This window comes from Anatilimnocola floriformis, from assembly GCF_024256385.1.
Taxonomy (GTDB): domain Bacteria; phylum Planctomycetota; class Planctomycetia; order Pirellulales; family Pirellulaceae; genus Anatilimnocola; species Anatilimnocola floriformis.
The window spans coordinates 1,334,209-1,347,989 of sequence record NZ_JAMLFW010000001.1 but is presented as its reverse complement, the minus strand read 5'-3'; the positions used below and the strand labels follow the sequence as shown (position 1 = coordinate 1,347,989).

Below are 13,781 nucleotides of genomic sequence, written 5' to 3'. Positions count from 1 at the left end.
TACAGAAGATTTACGTCCGAGCCAGAACGGCCCCATGCGGACGCGGCGCTGCATTGCGGAGCGTCGTCGCCAGCGTTTGCACCAAGCCGTCGATTTCTGGCTTGGTCCGCTTCTCCGTCACAGCCACCAGGAAGCAATCGGCCAAATCGGGATACCACGGAGCCAACGGCACGCCGGCGAGATAACCCGCGTCCGCCGCTTGTTCAATCAATTCACCAACGCGGCCCTGCGTATCGCGAACGACGAATTCCTTGAACGTCGGCCCCTCGAAAGCCGAAGTGAAGCGCGGATGCGAAGTGATTTGCTCACGAGCGTAATGCGCCTTGCGAACGCACAATTCGGCGACCTCGCGCAAACCTTGCGGTCCCATCTCGGTGAGATAGATCGCGGCTCGCAGTGCGAACAAGCCTTGATTCGTGCAAATGTTACTCGTGGCTTTTTCACGGCGAATGTGTTGCTCGCGCGTCTGCAGCGTGAGAACCCAGCAACGGCGGCCGCGGCGATCGACGGTTTGGCCAGCAATACGGCCCGGCATCCGCCGTACGAATTGCTCCTTGCAAGCCATGATTCCCAGGTACGGTCCGCCGAAGAGCATCGGTGTGCCGAGGCTTTGACCTTCGGCCACGGCGACATCGGCGCCGAGATCACCAGGCCGTTTGAGCACACCGAGGCTGATAGGATCGAACGAATGAATCAATAGCGCGCCGGCATCGTGGGCCACTTGCGAGAGCGCGGCGACATCTTCTAAACCGCCGAAGAAATTTGGATGTTGCACGACGACGCAAGCCGTTTCGCCATTCACTACAGCAGCGACATCGGCCACCGAAACCACTCCCGAAGGAGTAGGAACCGTTACGAGTTCACCGCCGATGCAAGCGAAATACGTTTGCAGAATCTGCCGATACTCGGGATGCATGCTCGCCGGCACGACAACGCGATTGCGGCCCGTCACACTCATCGCGAGGAGCACTGCTTCAGCCACGGCGCTGCCGCCGTCGTACAGGCTGGCGTTGCTCACATCCATGCCCGTCAGCTGACAGATGAGCGACTGATACTCAAACATCACCTGCAGATTCCCCTGGCTCACTTCGGGCTGATAAGGGGTGTAGCTAGTGTAGAACTCACCGCGCGAGGCGAGAGCATCGACCACGGCGGGGACGAAGTGATCGTAGCTGCCGCCGCCAAGGAAGCAGGCCTTCTGCTGAGCGTTAGCGTTCTTCGCCGCGAGAGCCGAGATGTGCTGCGTCAGTTCGAGCTCGCCGAGGGCCGGCGGCAGATCGAGTGGCCGCTGCAGGCGAAATTCTTCCGGCACGGATTGAAACAGTTCCTGCACCGAGGCGACGCCGATCGATTGCAGCATGGCCCGTTCATCGTCGGGCGTGTTGTAGGTGTAGGGCATTTCGGGAAGGGGTCAGAGATTGGAGGCCAGGGGCCAGGGAAATACGAAGACGCGTCCTTTCACGGAGTGAAAGGCGACAACTACTCCGACGCGCACTGCTTTTGATAGGCGGCGTAGTCCATTAGCTTCGTCAGATCGGCTTCGTCGGCGATCGCGACCTTGATCATCCAGCCGGTGATGTAAGGATCGTCACCGAGGTGTTCGAGACGGCCGGGCAGTTGATCGTTCACCGCGATGATCTCGCCGCTCACTGGGCTATAGAGCGAGCTGACGGCTTTCACCGATTCGACTTCGCCGAATTCTTTGCCGGCCGTGGCCTTCGCGCCGAGCTTCGGCAGCACCATGTGTACCAGGTCGGTGAGTTGCTCGATGGCAAACGCCGTGATGCCGATGGTGCCGACCTTACGGCCACCTTCGGTCGAGACGCCGACCCATTCATGCGTTTCGGCGTACAACAGTTCTTCGGGCTTCATGCGCGACCTCGTCGATGTAGAAGGATCGGGATATTCAATTGAAGATTGCAGATGTCAGATTGCAGATTGAAAGCAGGACGAATTCGAATCAGGATTTGGACCGCGTGTAAAACGGCAACTTCACGACGCGGCACGGTTCGGCAGCGCCGCGAATATCGATGGCCAGTTCTGTTCCCGGCTCGGCAAATTGCGGCTGGACATACGCCATGGCAATCGATTTTTGCAGCGTGGGCGAAAACGTTCCGCTGGTGACTTCGCCGACGTTTTGTCCGTTGGCGACCACCGGATAATGCTCGCGCGGAATGCGGCGACCGGCGAGTTCCAAACCAACTCGCCGTGGCCGATCTTTTTTGTCTTTGATTTTCAGCAGCGCTGTGCGACCGATAAAATCGCGCCCGGTCAGATTCACCGCAAAGGCCAAGTCAGCCGTCAGCGGATCGAGCTTTTCGTTCAATTCGTGGCCATACAGCGGCATCGCCGCTTCAAGCCGCAACGTATCGCGAGCGGCGAGGCCCACGGCCCGAGCGCCACTTTCTTTGCCCGCTTCGAGCACGCGCGTCCACACTTCCACGGCCTTGTCGGCAGGCACAATCAGTTCGCAGCCATCTTCACCGGTGTATCCCGTGCGGCTGACGATGCCGCGCTGACCACAGATCGAAGTTTCGCAGCCCGAGTAATATTCGAGACCACCGAGATCAGCACCGACGAGCGGCTCCAGCAAACGCAGGGCGGCCGGCCCTTGCACCGCAATCATCGACGTCTCGAACGTTTGATCGGTCAGGCGAACTTCATCGCCAGGCTGAATGTGCTTTTGGATCCAAGCCACGATCTTTTCGCGATTGCTCGCATTCACCACCAGATGGTGATAGAGATCGCCTTGCGGCTGCTGCAGATGATAGATGAGCACGTCGTCGAGAATGCCGCCGTCTTCCTGACAGACGAGCGAGTAACGAATCTTGCCGATGCCGAGCCCTGCAACTTTGCGAGTGAGCAGCCGATCGAGCAGAACGGTGCTTCCTGGGCCATCGATGCGGAGGCGGCCCATGTGAGAGACGTCGAACAATCCGGCGGCGGTGCGAGTGGCGGTGTGCTCGTCGATAATCGAGCCGTATTGCACCGGCATTGACCAGCCCGCGAAGTCGACCAGACGCCCTCCATGCGCGGCGTGCCAGGCGTGCAAAGGTGTTTCTCTTAGCGCAACACTCATTTCAGGTTCCCTGGCACGATGGTTGGACAAAGTGACCGTCCACCGGCGCAAAAGCGTATCCCAGCCGTCGGGTCCGGTTTTCCGGGACAGCAAGGACAATCCGCTCAGATGTCAATGATCGATGTTGTGCGGGGACGATTCCCCAGCGACAGCCGCATTGTATCGCGCGACCGCCAGCAAACCAGGGGCGGGTGTAAGGTCTGTAGCGAGCGTATGGCCGCAAAAATGAATCGAAACACGGCGATTCAACGGGTAAAATAGACGTATGCGTCTTTCTCTCTTCCTGCCATCTCTCTTGCTCATTGCGCAGCTTGCGGCTGCGCAGGAGACGAAGACCTCCAAGGTTCAGGAAGTTGCCAAACCGCTCAGCGAATTTCCGGCGCTGCCGGCAGTTGTCGCGCGCAATGGGGATTGGCCTTGGTGGCGCGGCCCGACGCTCGATAACCATTCGCCCTCGAACAGCGAGTATCCCGAACTCACGGCAGCGAATATTCGCTATCGAGTCGAAATCCCGGGCAAAGGGCACGCTTCGCCGATCCTCGTTGGCGAGCATGTCGTTCTCGCGACGGCCGACGATGCCAATCAAACGCAATCGCTGCTCGCGCGCAAACGAACGACCGGTGAACTCGTCTGGCAAACAGAAATTCACCGTGGCGGTTTTCAAAAAGACTCGCATCGCAACAACAGTCGTGCGTCGGCGACGCCGGCCTTTGATGGCCAGCATTACTTCACGGTGTTCATCAATCATGGTGGCTTGTGGGTTTCGGCCGTCGATGAAAAAGGGAAAATCGCCTGGCAAACGCGGGCCGGCGATTTTGATTCGATCTATGGCTTTGGCATGGCGCCCTGTTTGTGGGGACCGCTCGTCTTTGTCTGCGGCGACAACGATCGCCCCGGCGCGTTCCTTGCGGCGCTCCATCGGCAGACCGGTGAAATCGTCTGGCGAGTCAAACGGCCGCACATCGATACCTACGGCACGCCGATCGTCGTCAATCTCGCGGGCCGCGATCAACTGCTGCTCGGCGGCGGCGGTTACATGATGAGCTACGATCCGGCCACTGGCAAAATCCTCTGGAAGTGCAAAGGCCCGACCGAAGAAACGACATCGAACACCGCCGCGTTCTTCAAGGACACTGTCTATGTCACCGGCGGCTATCCGAAACCGTACATCGCCATGGGCATCCGCGCCGATGGCACCGGCGACGTCGATGACACCCACGTACTGTGGACCAACAAGCGGGCAATGTCTTACGTGCCATCGCCCCTTTATCACGAGGGCTTGCTCTACGTACTAAACGACGATGGCATTATCACCTGCCTCGACGCCGAGACCGGCAAGCCGGCCTTCTCCCAACGACTCGGTGGCGATTACAGCGCTTCGCCGCTGCTGCTCGGCGATCGTATCGTCCTCTGCAGCGAACAGGGATTGATCATCACGATCGCCACCGGCAAGAAATTCAAAAAGCTGAGCGAACTCGATCTCGAAATCGAAAACGGCATGTGGGCCACCCCCGCTGTGAGCGCCGATGGCGTGTATGTGCGGACGCTGAAGCAGCTCGTGAAATTTGGAAAATAAGTTGGGGTTCCGGCCTCAGCCAACTTATTGCTTCTGAGCCGCGGCGTCTTTGCCGTCAAGATTCTGTTCGGCCTGCGCTCGCCGCAGATCGACCAGCAATTGCGCAACGCGTTGTTGCACGCTCCAGCGATGAGTAACCACAATCGCGCCCGATTTGGAAAAGCCTTGCAACGAACCGGTCTGGTTCCCTTCGCCCCAACTGTCGGGCTCGATCGCACCGCGAATCAATTCCTGCAGCGGAGTGAAGTCGTATTGTGCTTCTCCCTTTTCCGCAATCGTGCGAGCTTCGAGCAGGTCCTTCACTGGATAGACGCGGCTGATCACATGCTCCGGATTTTGCGCATCTTCGATCGTCGTGATCACGATCATTTCATTGCTAAGCCGGAACGTGAGATTGTAATCTTCCAGCAGCTGATTCAAGACCGAGAGGAGCGTTAGCTCGGCAAACGTTCCCGTGACCGGTGTATCGGATTGCACACCTGCATCTTCGATCTTTTTACTCAGGTGAAACGGAAAATCGGCCTGATCGGCGAGGTCCTTGATCACCTCCTTCAGCGGAACATCTTTCGCATCAAGCGAAACCTTGTGCGCCAGCGACGCTTCGAGCCGCTGCTGCCACGCCCCATCTTTATTCTTGATGTTCACCGTCGAAGTCGACGCAGGCCGCACGGGCTGCTGCGCCGAAAGTTGAGCAGTGAATGCAAAGGCGAAGACAACGAAACCAACCAGGCGGCAATTCATCGCAGACACTCCCTGAGCCCCTCGAGAGAAGTGATTTAAAATACCTTGAGCTCAGTGTGGTCTCAACGCTGGAGTTCCGGCTTTATGGCGTTAGTTCAAAATCGTACGCCTTCGTCTCCAGCGTCACGTCGGCGCTCAAACCACTCGTCGAGATGTCATGGTACTTCTTGGGAATGCTCGAGTCCGCCAGGGGTTGAGCGTTCATGGCTTCGCCTGCCAAAACAGGCGCACCCTCAGGCCTCGCCGGTACTGCAGGCTTGATCGCCACTTTGTATTTACCCGGCGGCAAGCCAGCCGAGTCGTAGGTTTTGATTTGATACTCCCCCTGAGCGTTGATCTCGGTAGTGAGCGCCAGCGGTCCGTTTTCGGCTTGGAAAATCATCACGCCGGAGGTCAACGGCTTGTTGCCGGCAGTGACGCGGCCTTTGACAACGGCAACGGGCGGACCAGCCGGTTTGCAGCCGAGGCACAAAGCGAGCGCAATCAATAAGGCAATTCTGGCGAAGGAGTTCATCGTCATCCACTGAGATAAGAGAGCAGGCTGGAACGTTACTGGATAACGTTGCCGTCGTCGCGATTACAGAGATCCGAAAGAGCTTGCAGCGAGGTGCTTTCGACGAGAAACCGAACCGCGCCATCCGCATGCAGCACATTCGCGCCGCCAGGATGCGCCGATTGGATCGGTCGATTGTTGCCGTAGTAAACGTCGCCGATCCCCTTCAGTTCCCAGGCGCGAGTGTTGATGCCGTAGCGAACGGTGGTGATGTTCCAATCCCGTTTGTTGTTGACGTAACTTTCCGGTCCCATCGGAAAACCGTGGCCGAAGTCGCTGCGGCAATCCACCTTCGCGCCGGCAGCCGTAATGCAAAAGCCCGACTGCTCGCCGGCCATCAGCGTGTTGCTCGTCCCGTCGGTAATCTCGCCGAGCTTGACGTAAGCGGACGAAGTAAGGACGCCCGATTTCGACAGAATGCCTGTCGCATCGTGCGGGTTCGACTGACTGTCGACATTGACGATGCTACCACCCACCGGGTGCGTCGCCGCACCGCTGATGCCCGCGTAAGTCGGCGACATCACGCCCTCGGGGCCTGGTGGATCGATCGTCTTCATGACGAATTTACCGAGCGGCGAACTGGGGCACCAAAACGGCTGAATGAATTTGCCGCGGACCAGATTGCCGTTGTAGGCGTTGCCGAAACCGTTGTAGTAAACAACGCCCGTCTGCGCCGAAGTAGTCGCGGCAAAATCAAACTTGTCATAGAGCGCGCCGTTTTCCATGTACGGCAGAATGACTGCGAACCACGACACGCCGTAATTTCCCACCACATTTCGCGGCGATGGCATGCCGCCGGGCGGCAAGATCTTGTGCGTCGATTCGTAATTGTGCACGGCCAAGCCGAGCTGCTTCAGATTGTTCTGACAGCTCATCCGCCGGGCAGCTTCGCGCGCAGCTTGCACGGCGGGGAGCAACAGCGCCACGAGCACGCCAATAATCGCGATGACAACCAGCAGTTCGACGAGCGTGAAGGCAGCTCGGCGGTCGCGAGAGCGAGAAGCGAGGTTCATAGAAATCTGGCGGGAGAGCGTGCAAGAGGGGCCACCACCGGGCTCAAGCTTAGTCGAAGGGTTTAGGTGCTACAATCGAAAGCTGGTGGCAAATGAAATTTGCAGCGCTGCCTGACTGACGCCTTCTGTCATCGCCCTGCCACCGGCAAAACCCTTGCCGCCATATACTGTACATGCGTATAATAACCAAGCTGGCGCGATCCGCAAATTCAGTGCAAGGACGGCCCTGCGGTCATGGATAAAGCCTCTCAACGTTCGCTGTTCGAAACCGAGCCCGATCCGTGGACGCTCGATTCCGCGAGTGAACAACGCGTTGCCGAAATCGCCTTCGCCGATCCGCCGCATGGCCCCTTTTCCTACAAGGTGCCGGAGACATTGCGTGCGCCACTGGTCGCCGGGCAGCGCGTGCAAGTGCCACTGGGAAAAGGAAATCGTGGCGTTATCGGTTACTGCTTACGCGTCGAACTAAAAGCCGTCGGCAGCAGACCGCTCAAAGAAGTCCTCGCCGTTGTCGATCCCGCGCCGCTGCTATCGCCGGCGATGCTGCGACTGGCCGAGTGGATATCGAGCTACTACCTCTGTCCACTCGGGCAGGTGTTGCATGCAGTGCTTCCCGCCGGCGTTCGCGGCCAGGCCGGCACGCGCGAAATGACTTTCCTTAGCGTGCCTGCCAATGTTCTCGCGCAGCTGAATTCACTTCAGCTGCCGCTGAAGCAACTTGAAGCGTTAAAAACTCTCGCGGCAGCGCCCCGGCCGCTCACGCCGCCGGAACTCGCAGCCGCGGCGAAATGCACGCTTGGGCCGATCAGCGAACTGCGCAAGAAGAAGCTGATCAAGGGAACGGTGCAGCGAATTCAAAATGTCGACGTTGTGGAATCGGTGATCGCTCGCGAAGAGCACCTCAACCTCAACAAAGATCAGCAGTCCGCGCTCGATGTGATCATCGAATCGTTATCCAAGCGTCAACATCGTGCGGTTCTGATGCACGGCGTGACCGGCAGCGGCAAGACGGAAGTCTACATTCGGGCGATCGACGAAGTTCTCCGCTTCGGTCGCCAGGCAATCGTGCTGGTTCCCGAAATCAGCCTCACGCCGCAAACGAAGCAACGCTTCGCTTCGCGCTTCGGCAGCGTCGCGGTGCTCCATTCGCACTTGAGCGACGCCGAACGCCATTGGCATTGGCAGCGAATCGCCAAAGGTGAAGTGCAAGTTGTCATCGGGGCACGGAGTGCGATCTTTGCTCCGACGCCGCAACTCGGACTGATTGTGATTGACGAAGAGCACGATCATTCCTTCAAGCAAGGAGAATCACCGCGCTACCACGCCCGCGATGTGGCCGTGCAGCGAGCAAAAGCCGAGAACGTGCCGCTAGTTCTCGGCAGCGCGACGCCGGCGCTGGAATCGTGGCAAGCCGCCGCTCGCGGAGAATTTCAACTCATCGAAATGCCAACCCGCGTCAGCAATCGGCCGCTCCCCGATGTGGCGACCATCGATTTGCGAACAGAGTTTCAAGACCGCCGCAGCCGCGGCGCCATCAGTCGGCCATTGCATAACGCCATCGAACAAGCGATTGCCGAAGACGGCCAGGTGATTCTGCTGCTCAACCGCCGCGGCTACAGCACGCACATTCAGTGTCCCAGTTGCGGGTATGTCGCGAACTGTCCGCATTGCAGCATCGCGCTGACGCATCATCGCGAAGGGGAGCGAATCGTCTGCCACTACTGCGATCATCAGGAGCAGGCTCCGGCAAAATGCCCCGACTGCCGCTTCGACGGCATTCGCTACAGCGGACTCGGCACCGAACGCCTCGAAGCCGAAGTGAAAGCCCGTTTTCAGCAAGTGCCAGTGCTGCGAATGGACAGTGACACGATGCAAAAGCCAGGCAGTCATGAACAAGCTCTCGCAAAATTTCGCGCCGGCGAAATCAAGATCCTGCTCGGCACGCAGATGATCGCCAAAGGTCTCGACTTTCCGAACGTCACGCTCGTTGGCGTGGTGAACGCCGATACCGCGCTCCACTTTCCCGACTTTCGCGCGGCTGAACGAACCTTTCAACTCGTCACGCAAGTCGCCGGCCGAACGGGCCGCGGCGACAAAGGTGGCCGTGTGCTCGTACAGACTTTCAGCCCTGAGCATTTCGCCATTCAAGCCGCGCTACAACACGACTACGTGCTCTTCGCCCAAAAAGAATTGCCGGTACGGCTCGATCACGGCTATCCGCCGCATACGAGCCTGGTGCGTTTGATCGTCCGCGGTGATGAAGAGGCCATTACCGAAGCATTTGCCGAGCAAGCGACCGAAAGATTCCGGGCAGCACTCGAACAGCAGAAAATTCCGCATCGCATCCTGGGACCGGCGCCTTGCCCGCTCGCACGACTACGCGGCAAGTATCGGTTTCATTCGCTGCTGAGCAGTATCGATGGTCCGCAACTTCGCCAGCGCGTCGGCCTGGTGGCCGCTGCGCTAGAACCGCATGCGGAAGTACAATGGGTGCTCGATGTAGATCCACTCGATTTGCTGTAGGTAGCCCGTAGCGTTAGCGAGGGAGTAATGCCTCCGGCAGACGCCCTCGCTAACGCTACAGGCTACCTTCCTGAAATTCCCACCGAATGACTTCCTCTGCCCAACGACGAATTGCCGTGATCGGCGGCGGCATCTCTGGATTGGCGGCTGCGCATCGGCTGCGCGAACTGCTGCCGAGTGCGCAAGTCACGCTCTTCGAAGCCAGCGATCATTTGGGCGGCGTGCTGCAAACAGTTGAACGCAACGGCTACTTGATCGAGCGTTCAGCCGATATGTTCACAACGCGCGAGCCGTGGGCGCTCGACCTGTGCCAGCGGATCGGCCTGGCCGATGAACTGATCAACACCGATCCGCGCTACCGTCGCGCGTTCATCGTGCATCATGGCCGCCTCGTACCGGTGCCGGAAGGTTTTACGTTGATGTCGCCGGCCAAGGTCTGGCCGGTCCTCCGCACACCACTCCTCAGCCCGCTCGGCAAATTGCGGCTGGCTTGGGAGTACTTCGTTCCCGGCAAGAAAGACGATGCCGACGAAAGCCTGAGTTCGTTTGCTCTCCGCCGTTTTGGTCGCGAAGCGTTTGAGCGTTTAATCCAACCGCTGATCGGCGGCATTTATACGGCCGATCCCGATTTGCTCAGCATGCAAGCAACGCTGCAGCAGTTTGTGCAATTCGAAAAGAAGCACGGCAGCTTGATTCGCGCGGTGCGAACAACGCCGACGAAGGCGAAAGGCAAGAGCAAGGAGAGCGGCGCGCGCTACGGCCAGTTCCTCGCGCCGAAGCTGGGGATGAGCCAGTTGGTAAATGCGATCGCAGCTCGTTTGCCGCCGGGATCGATTCAGTTGAACACGCGCGTCGAGCGCATCGAACGAACGACGACAGACGCGGCCGCCAATTGGTGTTTGTTTCTCGCAGGTTCGCCCGCGCCGCTGGTGTTCGATGATCTGATCATCGCCGCGCCGGCGTATGCTTGTCCGCCGTTGCTCGAGCGGATTTCGCCGCAACTCGCCGGCCTGGTGAAGTCGATCCCGCATGCCGGCTGTAGCGTGGTCGTGCTCGGTTATCCGCGCGAGCAGATCAAACATCCGCTCGACGGCTTTGGTTTCGTCGCGCCGCGAGTAGAACGGCGGAAGATCATCGCCGGCAGCATGGCGAGCGTGAAATTCGACGGCCGCGCGCCGGATGGAAGAGTTTTGTTCCGCGTTTTCGTCGGCGGAGCCCTGCAACCAGAACTGAACGAACTCGACGACGCCGGTCTCGAACGGCTGGTCCGCGGCGAACTGCGAGAGCTCATCGGCGTCAGTGGCGAACCAGATTTTTGCCAGATCAACCGCTGGCTGGGAGTGATGCCGCAATATCACGTCGGGCATCTCGAACTTGTCGCCAAGATCGATACGCTCGCCGAATCGATCGAGCACTTTGCCCTGGCCGGCAACGCTTATCACGGCGTGGGCGTGCCGTTTTGTGTGCGGAGCGGCGAGTTGGCGGCGGAGCGGATTGCTTCTGTTGAACGCTAAAGCTAGTCTTGAGTTAGTCTCACCAACCGAGTTCAACTATGTCGCTAACCTTAGAACAATTCGGAATTGACCGACTGAGCAACGAGCAACGTTTGGAGTTGATTTCGTTGCTCTGGGATAGCCTTCCGGACGATGCCACGTTCTCACCGCCCGATTGGCATTTACGATTACTTGACGAGCGAATCGCCGAAGCCGATGCGAACCCGGATAACGTAATTACCCTGGATGAGTTGGAGGCGAAGCTCTTCAAGAAACTACCATGAGCTTGCCCGTCATCTTTCGGCCGGCAGCGTCTAGCGACATCTCTGATATCGTCGCGCACTACGACTCTGTGACGGCTGGTTTGGGGCAGCGTTTCTTCGAACTGGTTAAGGGCCGTCTGCTGCTCGTCGCCAATCATCCCAAGCTATTTGCGACAATCTATCGCCATGTTCGCGCGATGAGGGTTCCGAAGTTCCCTTTCATCGTCTACTACCGTGCTCACAGCAACCGAATCGAAGTCTTCGCGGTAGTCCATGGGAGTCGCGATGAATCGGCCTGGAAATCGCGACTGTAGACGACGCCCTTACCAGCGAAACAACCCCGTTCCCCACGCCAGGCCGGCACCGAAGCCGCTCATCAGAATGCGGTCGCCGCGGCGGAGTTTGCCTTGCTGGTTGAGTTCGTCGAGCACCAGCGGAATGCTCCCTGCCGATGTGTTGCCGTACCGGTCGAGATTCATCACGACGCGCTCGAGCGGCATACCCAGATCGGCGGCGGCGGCTTCGAGGATCCGTTTGTTTGCCTGGTGCAATACCATCCAAGTGACATCGCCCGTCGTCAAACCGGCGTGACCGAGCACCTCGCGGCAAGAATCAGCAACCAGTCGAACCGCCCATTTGAAAACGGCTTTGCCATCCATCTTCAGATATTGTCTGCCGGCCGCCATCGCTTCTGCCGTCAGCGGCTCGCGACTGCCGCCTGCAGGAATGTGCAGCGACTCGACACCGTTACCATCGGCGCCGAGGGTGTAGGCAACCAGGCCTTGTTCGCTCTCGCCGGCTCCCAGCAACACAGCGCCAGCGCCGTCGCCGAAGAGTGGGTAGGTTTTCTTATCGGCCGGGTTCACCGTGCGAGTCATCACGTCGCTGCCAATGACCAGCGCGCGACGGGCATTGCCGGTTTTGACATATTGCATGCCGGTCGACAGGGCGTACATAAAGCCGGCACAGGCAGCGCTCACATCGAACGACGGCGCGCTAGCGCCGAGGCGGCGTTGCACGCGGCAAGCCGTCGACGGCGCTGGGCTATCGGGGGTCATCGTGGCGACGATGATCAGGTCGACATCCTTGGCCGAAACCTCGGCATGTTTCAGGCACTTCACGGCCGCTTCGTAGGCCAGATCGCTGGCAGCCTGCGAATCATCGGCCTGGCGGCGTTCGCGAATGCCGGTTCGCTGCACGATCCAGTCGGCATCGCAGCCTAGCGACGCCAACTCCTCGTTCGGCACCACGCGCGGCGGCACATAGGCGCCGACGCCCAACACCTGCACCCCGGTGAGGGTCCAGAGCGGAGGATGGTACGAAGTCTCGGCGGCCGGCAGGGCCAGATCGTTGCGAGAAACGGAAGTTGTCATGCCTGTTCCGAGGATAAGAGATGCACCAGCGCAACGCCCTCAATGGCAAAGGTCCGGCTCCGCCAATCACTGGCACGCCTGCGTCTGCGTTCGCTGGGTCAATGCGTCTCGGCGACTTCTCAACGAAATCGGGGCATCGGCACGCAAGCGAAGCGCAGTCCAGTTATAGCCGGAAAGGTACGAATGGGATAGCAGTTGATATTTGGCGGCAACCCGCGAAGATTGGTTTATGACACTCCCACAGTTGCAACCGCGAAAACCAGACTCCCACAAAGGCGATTTCGGCCGAGCGCTGCTCATCGGCGGTTCTTACGGCATGGCCGGCGCAATCAGTCTCTCCGGCATGGCTTGCTTGCGCAGCGGCGCTGGCCTGGTTCGGCTGGCAGTGGCGAACAAGACGCTGCCGATGGTCGCGGCGTACGACCCTTGCTACATGACGACACCGCTGAATTGCGACGATACGGGCGAGTTCGCCATGCCCGCTGTGATCGATGAGTTGTTGCCGCTGACCGAAAATGCAACCTGCGTGGCGATCGGTCCGGGCCTGGGCAGATCGGAAGTTCGCACGCGGATCGTGCAGCACCTGTACGAACGGCTGACGCAGCCGCTCGTCGTCGATGCCGATGGATTGAACGCGCTGGCGGAGATTGCCCAGCGAAACGGGAGACCGCCCATAGCGGCGGGGCCAAGAATCTTCACGCCGCACCCGGGAGAGTTCAGCCGCCTGGCCAATCGCAAGTTCGACTCACGCGACGAACAGATCGCCGCAGCTAAAGTATTCGCCAAGGAATGGAATGTGGTCCTCGTGCTCAAGGGACAACACACTCTCATCACCGACGGCACGCAGCACGAGATAAATCAAACCGGCAACCCCGGCATGGCCACCGGCGGCAGCGGCGATGTGCTGACGGGAATCATCACCGCGCTCGTTTGTCAGCGACTGTCGCCGTTCGACGCCGCAGTGCTGGGTTGTCATGTGCATGGTTTGGCGGGAGATCTGGCGGCGGGGGAGATGGGGCAGGTGTCATTGATTGCGACGGACATTAACAGGTTCCTGCCAGACGCGTTTCGAAGTCTCGAGAGTTCTGAGTTCTGAGTTCCAAGTTCTGAGACAGGAAGTACGAGCAGACCAATACTGAATGGAGTATTCTTGTCTCAGAACTCAAA

13 protein-coding genes are annotated in these 13,781 nt (G+C 59.2%); 6 read left to right on the top strand and 7 right to left on the bottom strand.

Annotated features, from left to right (window positions below; all coding sequences use genetic code 11):
- Nucleotides 1–10: 10 nt before the first annotated feature.
- The 3 genes from gcvPA to gcvT form a co-directional block, all read right to left on the bottom strand.
- The gene (gcvPA, locus tag M9Q49_RS05595; RefSeq protein WP_254507721.1) at nt 11–1,399 is read right to left on the bottom strand and encodes an aminomethyl-transferring glycine dehydrogenase subunit GcvPA; all 1,389 of its coding nucleotides are present in this window, start codon (nt 1,397–1,399) and stop codon (nt 11–13) included.
- Between the two features lie 80 nt (nt 1,400–1,479).
- Nucleotides 1,480–1,872, bottom strand: a complete 393-nt coding sequence (gene gcvH / locus M9Q49_RS05590) for a glycine cleavage system protein GcvH (protein WP_254507720.1) — start codon at nt 1,870–1,872, stop codon at nt 1,480–1,482.
- Nucleotides 1,873–1,960: 88 nt separating this feature from the next.
- Nucleotides 1,961–3,079, bottom strand: a complete 1,119-nt coding sequence (gcvT, locus tag M9Q49_RS05585) for a glycine cleavage system aminomethyltransferase GcvT (RefSeq protein ID WP_254507719.1) — start codon at nt 3,077–3,079, stop codon at nt 1,961–1,963.
- 265 nt (nt 3,080–3,344) lie between these two features.
- Here gcvT and M9Q49_RS05580 point away from each other — a divergent pair, with 265 nt between their 5' ends.
- Nucleotides 3,345–4,655 carry an outer membrane protein assembly factor BamB family protein gene (locus tag M9Q49_RS05580; RefSeq protein WP_254507718.1) on the top strand — a complete coding sequence of 437 codons (1,311 nt, stop codon included), beginning with the start codon at nt 3,345–3,347 and terminating at the stop codon, nt 4,653–4,655.
- Nucleotides 4,656–4,679: 24 nt separating this feature from the next.
- Here M9Q49_RS05580 and M9Q49_RS05575 read toward each other — a convergent pair whose 3' ends face one another.
- From M9Q49_RS05575 to M9Q49_RS05565, 3 genes are all read right to left on the bottom strand, one after another.
- Nucleotides 4,680–5,396 (bottom strand): hypothetical protein, encoded by a 717-nt coding sequence (locus M9Q49_RS05575; RefSeq protein ID WP_254507717.1) that lies wholly within the window; start codon nt 5,394–5,396, stop codon nt 4,680–4,682.
- 82 nt (nt 5,397–5,478) lie between these two features.
- Complete coding sequence (locus M9Q49_RS05570; RefSeq protein WP_254507716.1) at nt 5,479–5,910, bottom strand: hypothetical protein; 432 nt, start codon at nt 5,908–5,910, stop codon at nt 5,479–5,481.
- A gap of 35 nt (nt 5,911–5,945) precedes the next feature.
- Nucleotides 5,946–6,962: a DUF1559 domain-containing protein gene (locus M9Q49_RS05565; RefSeq protein ID WP_254507715.1), complete on the bottom strand. Its 1,017-nt coding sequence runs from the start codon at nt 6,960–6,962 to the stop codon at nt 5,946–5,948.
- Between the two features lie 234 nt (nt 6,963–7,196).
- Between M9Q49_RS05565 and priA the strand changes: the two genes are divergently transcribed.
- The 4 genes from priA to M9Q49_RS05545 all read left to right on the top strand — a co-directional run bounded on the left by priA (nt 7,197) and on the right by M9Q49_RS05545 (nt 11,555).
- Nucleotides 7,197–9,485: a replication restart helicase PriA gene (priA, locus tag M9Q49_RS05560; protein WP_254507714.1), complete on the top strand. Its 2,289-nt coding sequence runs from the start codon at nt 7,197–7,199 to the stop codon at nt 9,483–9,485.
- An 86-nt stretch (nt 9,486–9,571) separates the two neighbouring features.
- Nucleotides 9,572–10,999 (top strand): protoporphyrinogen oxidase, encoded by a 1,428-nt coding sequence (gene hemG, locus M9Q49_RS05555; RefSeq protein WP_254507713.1) that lies wholly within the window; start codon nt 9,572–9,574, stop codon nt 10,997–10,999.
- Nucleotides 11,000–11,037: 38 nt separating this feature from the next.
- Nucleotides 11,038–11,262: an addiction module protein gene (locus tag M9Q49_RS05550; protein WP_254507712.1), complete on the top strand. Its 225-nt coding sequence runs from the start codon at nt 11,038–11,040 to the stop codon at nt 11,260–11,262.
- Nucleotides 11,259–11,555, top strand: a complete 297-nt coding sequence (locus M9Q49_RS05545) for a type II toxin-antitoxin system RelE/ParE family toxin (protein WP_254507711.1) — start codon at nt 11,259–11,261, stop codon at nt 11,553–11,555. Before M9Q49_RS05550 ends, M9Q49_RS05545 begins: the two co-directional genes overlap by 4 nt.
- Nucleotides 11,556–11,564: 9 nt before the next feature.
- On the opposite strand, the gene M9Q49_RS05540 is transcribed toward M9Q49_RS05545, so the two are convergent.
- The gene (locus tag M9Q49_RS05540) at nt 11,565–12,614 is read right to left on the bottom strand and encodes a beta-ketoacyl-ACP synthase III (RefSeq protein ID WP_254507710.1); all 1,050 of its coding nucleotides are present in this window, start codon (nt 12,612–12,614) and stop codon (nt 11,565–11,567) included.
- 229 nt (nt 12,615–12,843) lie between these two features.
- Between M9Q49_RS05540 and M9Q49_RS05535 the strand changes: the two genes are divergently transcribed.
- Nucleotides 12,844–13,710 (top strand): NAD(P)H-hydrate dehydratase, encoded by an 867-nt coding sequence (locus M9Q49_RS05535; protein WP_254507709.1) that lies wholly within the window; start codon nt 12,844–12,846, stop codon nt 13,708–13,710.
- Nucleotides 13,711–13,781: the final 71 nt, after the last annotated feature.